The following is a 2119-nucleotide window of genomic DNA, read 5'->3' as shown; positions in this document are numbered from 1 at the left end:
GGCAACCTCCCCGAAATAACAGACAGCGGTGTACAATCGCGTTCTTATACCCTCTGTTGATCATGCGAAGGATTTTCCGGATGTTGCCGCGCTTTCCTGCCGTCACCCGCTGCCTGACACTTGCCGCTCTCTGTGTAGCTGGCCCCGTCGCAGCATTGGAGCTGCCACTACCACCGCCTGGGGAAGACATCGTCGGCCAGGTGCAAGTGATCAAGGCCAAATACGAAGATACCTTCGCCGACCTTGGCACCACCTACGACCTGGGCTACACGGAAATGGTCGCGGCCAACCCTGGCGTGGACCCATGGCTGCCGGGCGCCGGCACCGAAATCGTGCTGCCGACCCGCTTCATTCTGCCGCCGGGGCCGCGTGAAGGCATCGTCATCAACCTCGCCGAGTACCGCCTCTACTACTTCCCGAAAGGCCGGAACGTGGTCTACACCTTCCCGCTGGGAATCGGTCGTGAAGGCTGGGGCTCGCCGATTGCCCACACCAGCATCATCGCCAAGACGCCGAACCCGACCTGGACGCCTCCAGCGTCGATCAAGGCCGAGCACGCCGCTGATGGCGATCCGCTGCCGAATGTGGTGCCGGCCGGCCCGGACAACCCGCTGGGGCCGTTCAAGTTCACCCTGGGCACCCCGGGCTACCTGATCCACGGTTCGAACAAGAAATTCGGCATCGGCATGCGCACCAGCCACGGCTGCTTCCGCATGTTCAACAACAACGTGCTGGAAATGGCCGGCATGGTGCCAGTCGGGACGTCGGTGCGGATCATCAACGACTCCTACAAGTTCGGCGTGAGTGGCGGCAAGGTTTACCTGGAAGCGCACACACCACTGGACGACAAGGGCAATCCGTCGGTGGTCGACAAGCACACGGCTGTGATCAATGCGATGCTCAAGCGTGAAGACATCACCAATAATCTGCGCATGAATTGGGATGTGGTACGTGATGTAGTGGCAGCCGAAGATGGTCTGCCGGTGGAAATCGGCGTACCGAGCACGGCCGCTCCGATGGTATCGAGCGCACCCCTCGACCCGCTGCAGTAATGCTTGAAAGGAGCCCGGCGATGTTGCTCGCATCGACGGGTTTTTTTATGCCTGCATCAAAAGCCGGGCAATAAAAAAGCCGACCCAAAAATGGGTCGGCTTGATAACAATCCCGAAGGACTATTACTTGCGGCTAGCTTTTTCCAGCATGCGCAGAGCACGCTCGTTAGCTTCGTCAGCAGTCTGTTGTGCTTTTTGAGCAGCAGCCAGAGCTTCATCAGCTTTACGGTAAGCTTCGTCTGCACGAGCCTGGGAGCGAGCAGCTGCGTCTTCAGTAGCGGTCAGACGTGCTTCGGTTTCTTTCGATGCGCTGCTGCAACCGGTAGCCAGAACTGCGGCCAGAGCCAGAGCAGAGAATTTCAGAACGTTGTTCATCGTGTTCCCCTTCAAGGACTTTCTATTAAGTAGCTGTCTCCTCAGAGTGAGGAAATAGCCGGCGTACATACTACCCATAAGTTGTAGTAAGTAAAACTGACGTGACGCAAGAAGCCTAAAAAATTGTAGGCGTTGATTCTTTTTCGAGCAACTTTTAACTGCGCTGTATAAAAAATATCCAGCTAGAAGGCCCGAGCTGAGCGAGCCGGCGAAGAAAAGTTCCCGAGGTTCGAGGCTCTTTTTCCAGTCTTGGCTAAAGTCTGGCTAGATGGACTGTCTACACTTTTGTTCGAATTCTGCGTGGCGCCTCTCAATATCTTTCTCCTTATTCAGGTGACTTTAACAACGGGCGCTCGTCTTAAGTCTCAATATCCGGCAATGTTCAGGCTTGCGACCTTGGTGATCTTCGGTCGAGCCCGTCCTGCGTGACCCGGAGCGGCACCTGCCAACCTGCATGATGACGAGCGTACCTTGAGCATTTCTGCCAATGGTGCCTACTATTTGTACGTGCTCGGTTGCGCGAGATCGGTGTAGCTCTTCTCGGTGTCCATTCAGGCACGGGGTGGCGTAGATGTTCCTTCGCCGGAAAAACATCGGTAAGGTAGGGGTCGGAATCCAAGACCCGCGAGGAGTAGTGATGAGCGAGGCGTTGTCCATCCACCATGACCAGGCTGGTCATCAGTTCGAGACCA

The 2119-nt window shown here is 56.4% G+C and carries 2 protein-coding genes; one reads left to right on the top strand and one right to left on the bottom strand.

Annotated elements, in window-relative coordinates:
- Window positions 1-80: 80 nt before the first annotated feature.
- Window positions 81-1052, top strand: coding sequence for a L,D-transpeptidase family protein (locus D8U69_RS27200; RefSeq protein ID WP_056856408.1), 972 nt, complete (start codon window positions 81-83; stop codon window positions 1050-1052).
- Window positions 1053-1175: 123 nt separating this feature from the next.
- Here D8U69_RS27200 and oprI read toward each other — a convergent pair whose 3' ends face one another.
- Window positions 1176-1427: an outer membrane lipoprotei OprI gene (gene oprI / locus D8U69_RS27195; protein WP_003183784.1), complete on the bottom strand. Its 252-nt coding sequence runs from the start codon at window positions 1425-1427 to the stop codon at window positions 1176-1178.
- Window positions 1428-2119 lie beyond the last annotated feature (692 nt).

The organism is Pseudomonas sp. Sample_16 (genome assembly GCF_004307665.1).
Taxonomy (GTDB): domain Bacteria; phylum Pseudomonadota; class Gammaproteobacteria; order Pseudomonadales; family Pseudomonadaceae; genus Aquipseudomonas.
Note: the sequence above shows the minus strand (reverse complement) of the source record. Positions and strands in the feature narration are given on the sequence as shown.

Bases quoted from the DNA above. Each gene is read 5' to 3' on its own strand.
- D8U69_RS27200 (WP_056856408.1), top strand. From the start codon at position 81: ATGTTGCCGCGCTTTCCTGCCGTCACCCGCTGCCTGACACTTGCCGCT.
- oprI (WP_003183784.1), bottom strand. From the start codon at position 1,427: ATGAACAACGTTCTGAAATTCTCTGCTCTGGCTCTGGCCGCAGTTCTG.